Here is a 2,936-nt window from a genome sequence, read left to right as displayed (position 1 = left end):
CCGCTACGTCGCGGTGCTCGCCGCCCGCGGCATCGCCGCCGCCCGTCCGCCCGAACTCAACAACGCCCGCCTGGCCATGCTCGCCACCTACGAGGACGCGGTGCCGGCCTTCGAGGCACTGTTTCACGCCGGCGGCGACGACTGGTCCACCTTCCACGCCGCCGCAGCCGAACTCGCCACGCTGCCGCCGGCGCAGCGGCGGGCGCGACTGGGGCTGCCGGCGCCGGAAGGAATTGCGACGGCTTCGCCGGATCAGGCGCGCTGAACGTCGATCGCAATGCCTTTCAGCCGGCAGCCTGAATGGTCAAGGCCAGCTCGCTGTCGTCGATCATTCGATAAACAGGCCGATGACCCGACAGTTTCTCGCGGTTGGCGAGGATGATGGCCGCGAATTCAGCGAACAAGCGCAACACTGCAACGGCTGATTTTGAGCTTGCTGACCGAGGATTGCCGTGGTGCATGGGCGAGCCCCGGTGAGGCAGCCTCCCATGCGCCGACCATGCCGGACTCCTGCATTCGGGCGATACACCCGACTCGGCCCGGGCGGATGTCCCTCGCTGCAGGTCCGGACGGTAGCGCACACTGAAAACCCTTGCCTCCCCGCCTTCACACGGTTTGCTGCGTGCCGCCGCGGCCCGCTACGATCAGTCGCCCCCCGCTGCGTGACCGTCCATGCCGAACCCCACGATCCCCGACGAGCTGATCTGTCGCCTGCGCCACGCCGAGCGTGTGGCGGTGCTGACCGGTGCCGGCATCTCCGCCGAGAGCGGCGTGCCGACCTTCCGCGATGCGGTCACCGGGCTCTGGGCGCACTACCGGCCCGAGGACCTGGCCACGCCCGAGGCCTACGCACGCGATCCGCAGCTGGTCTGGAACTGGTATCAGTGGCGGCGCGGGCTGGTGGCGCAGGCGCAGCCGAATGCCGGGCACATGGCGCTCGCGCAGCTCGAAGCGCGCTTTCCGGCCTGGACGCTGATCACGCAGAACGTCGACAACCTGCACCGGCGCGCCGGCAGCCGCCACGTGGTCGCGCTGCACGGCGACATCGCGCGCACGCTCTGCTCGGTCGAGGGCATCGAGGTGGCGGACTGGCCGGCCGACGGCCCGGTGCCGCCGCGCTGCCCGCACTGCGGGGCCGGACTGCGTCCGGGCGTGGTCTGGTTCGGCGAGGATCTGCCGCACGCGGCGATCGACACGGCCTTCCGCGCTGCCGAGACCTGCGACGTGTTCCTGTGCGTCGGCACCTCGACCCTCGTCTATCCGGCCGCCGAACTGCCGTTCGTCGCGCACCGCCACCGGGCCTGCGTCGTCGAGATCAACCCGGACGAAACGCCGCTGTCCCCGGTCGCCGATTACCGGCTGGCCGGACCGGCCGGCGTGGTGCTGCCGGCGCTGGTCGAGGCGCTGGCGATGGCCGACGCCGTGACGGGGCAGGCCTGATGCTCGCGCGCAGCCATCCGCTGCTGCGCCTGCGCCGCGGCGCGCGGCTGCGCCTGAAATGTCCGCTGCCGGCGGGTTTCGGCACCTGGCTCGATGCCGCCGGCCGGCCGTGTGCGCCGTCGCCGCTGCTGCTCGCCGGCTGGGCGCGCGCCGGCCGGCCCTGGGAGTTCGTGGCGCGGGCACCGGCGCATGCGCTGGTCACGCCGCTGCCGGACTGGCCGGGTCAGCCGCGCCTGCGGCTGCGCGTGCCGGCCGAAGCCTTCGCCACGCTGTTCGCCGCTGCCGCGGCCTGAAGCCCGTCCTCCGCCTTCCTGCGACTGCAAGGAGTCATCCGCATGCCCGCCGCCCCGCTGGAATCCTTCGCCGATCTGGTGCGCAGCGCCCTGCGCCAGAAAGAACCGCACCGGCTGCTGTTCGTGTTCATCCGCGTCGACCGTCCGGACGGTGCGCCGCTGCCGGCCGATGGCGGCACGCTCAGTCCGATCATGTACATCGACCTGCCGCCGGCCGAGGAACTCGACTTCGCGACGCTGACGCGCGATGCCGATGCGCAGTCGCCGGTCTGGGACTGGGTCATGATCGGCGCGCTGTCCGGCACGCATGGCACGCCGCCGACGCCGGCGCGCGCCGAGGAAGTGCTGCAGACCATGGTGCGGCTGATCGAGGCCGGCGGGGACCTGTCGCCGTTCGTGATCCTCGATCGCGCCGAGCGGCCGGTGCGGCTGTCGCCGGCCGAACCGGTCTGAGCCCTGAGCCGTGGCACGTTCCGAACCGCCGCTGCGCCTGTTCCTGCAGTGGCTGCTGCTCAACGGCGCGCTGCTGTTCGCGCTGTGGCTGTGCTGGACGCAGGGGCTGATCGCGACCTACGTGCTGTCGGACCCGACCTGGATCTCGCAGGCGATCCTCGGGCTGTTCGTCGCCGCCTGCGGTCACTGCGGGCTGCGCGCGTGGTGGCTGGCGCGCGAGCTTGAACAGGTCACGGCGATCATGCGCCGGGCCCGGGCCGAGCCCGACGCGCGCCTGCAGCGGGAGGATGCCGGCCTGCGACTCGGGGATACGGCGCTGCCGCCGTCGCTGGCGAGCGAATACTTCACGGCCGTGCTCGGCAAGTACGCCCGCACCGCACCGCCGGAATCCCTCGATCACGCGCTGCTGACCGACCTGCTCGCCGATCACGCCTCGGGCAGCCACGAAGGCGGCTGGTTCCTGTGCGGGCTGCTGCTGAAGCTCGGCCTGCTCGGCACCGTGATCGGCTTCGTGATGATGCTCGGCTCGATCGCCACCACCGATTCCTTCGATGTCGCGACGCTGCAGCGCATGCTGCTGGCGATGGGCCTGGGCATGAAGGTGGCGCTGTACACGACGATGATCGGCCTGATCGCGTCGATGCTGCTCGGCGCCCAGTACCTCGCACTCGATCGCGCCGCCGACCGGCTGGTCGGCGCCATCGTGCATTTCGCCGAGACGGAACTGGCGCGCCGCGCCGGGTGATGACG

Annotated in this window: 6 protein-coding genes; 5 read left to right on the top strand and 1 reads right to left on the bottom strand. The window is 71.6% G+C overall.

What is annotated here, in order from left to right:
- On the top strand, nucleotides 1-265 hold a 265-nt coding region (locus PKE44_RS17575), incomplete at its 5' end, for an aminopeptidase (protein ID WP_324553855.1).
- 19 nt (nucleotides 266-284) lie between these two features.
- On the opposite strand, the gene PKE44_RS17570 is transcribed toward PKE44_RS17575, so the two are convergent.
- Nucleotides 285-461, bottom strand: coding sequence for a hypothetical protein (locus tag PKE44_RS17570; protein ID WP_324553853.1), 177 nt, complete (start codon nucleotides 459-461; stop codon nucleotides 285-287).
- Nucleotides 462-672: 211 nt separating this feature from the next.
- Between PKE44_RS17570 and PKE44_RS17565 the strand changes: the two genes are divergently transcribed.
- The 4 genes from PKE44_RS17565 to PKE44_RS17550 are packed head-to-tail and all read left to right on the top strand — an operon-like array spanning nucleotide 673 to nucleotide 2,931.
- The gene (locus PKE44_RS17565; protein WP_324553851.1) at nucleotides 673-1,440 is read left to right on the top strand and encodes an NAD-dependent deacylase; all 768 of its coding nucleotides are present in this window, start codon (nucleotides 673-675) and stop codon (nucleotides 1,438-1,440) included.
- Complete coding sequence (locus PKE44_RS17560; RefSeq protein ID WP_324553849.1) at nucleotides 1,440-1,733, top strand: hypothetical protein; 294 nt, start codon at nucleotides 1,440-1,442, stop codon at nucleotides 1,731-1,733. The genes PKE44_RS17565 and PKE44_RS17560 overlap by 1 nt, the downstream gene beginning before the upstream one ends.
- Nucleotides 1,734-1,775: 42 nt before the next feature.
- Complete coding sequence (locus PKE44_RS17555; protein ID WP_324553847.1) at nucleotides 1,776-2,186, top strand: ribonucleotide reductase subunit alpha; 411 nt, start codon at nucleotides 1,776-1,778, stop codon at nucleotides 2,184-2,186.
- 10 nt (nucleotides 2,187-2,196) lie between these two features.
- Nucleotides 2,197-2,931: a MotA/TolQ/ExbB proton channel family protein gene (locus tag PKE44_RS17550; RefSeq protein WP_324553845.1), complete on the top strand. Its 735-nt coding sequence runs from the start codon at nucleotides 2,197-2,199 to the stop codon at nucleotides 2,929-2,931.
- Nucleotides 2,932-2,936: the final 5 nt, after the last annotated feature.

The sequence above is a fragment of the Plasticicumulans sp. genome, assembly GCF_035331805.1.
Classification (GTDB): domain Bacteria; phylum Pseudomonadota; class Gammaproteobacteria; order Competibacterales; family Competibacteraceae; genus Plasticicumulans.
This window is presented reverse-complemented; position numbering and strand designations above follow the sequence as displayed.

Coding starts and splice junctions, on each gene's coding strand:
- PKE44_RS17570 (WP_324553853.1), bottom strand. CDS start 461: ATGCACCACGGCAATCCTCGGTCAGCAAGCTCAAAATCAGCCGTTGCA.
- PKE44_RS17565 (WP_324553851.1), top strand. CDS start 673: ATGCCGAACCCCACGATCCCCGACGAGCTGATCTGTCGCCTGCGCCAC.
- PKE44_RS17560 (WP_324553849.1), top strand. CDS start 1,440: ATGCTCGCGCGCAGCCATCCGCTGCTGCGCCTGCGCCGCGGCGCGCGG.
- PKE44_RS17555 (WP_324553847.1), top strand. CDS start 1,776: ATGCCCGCCGCCCCGCTGGAATCCTTCGCCGATCTGGTGCGCAGCGCC.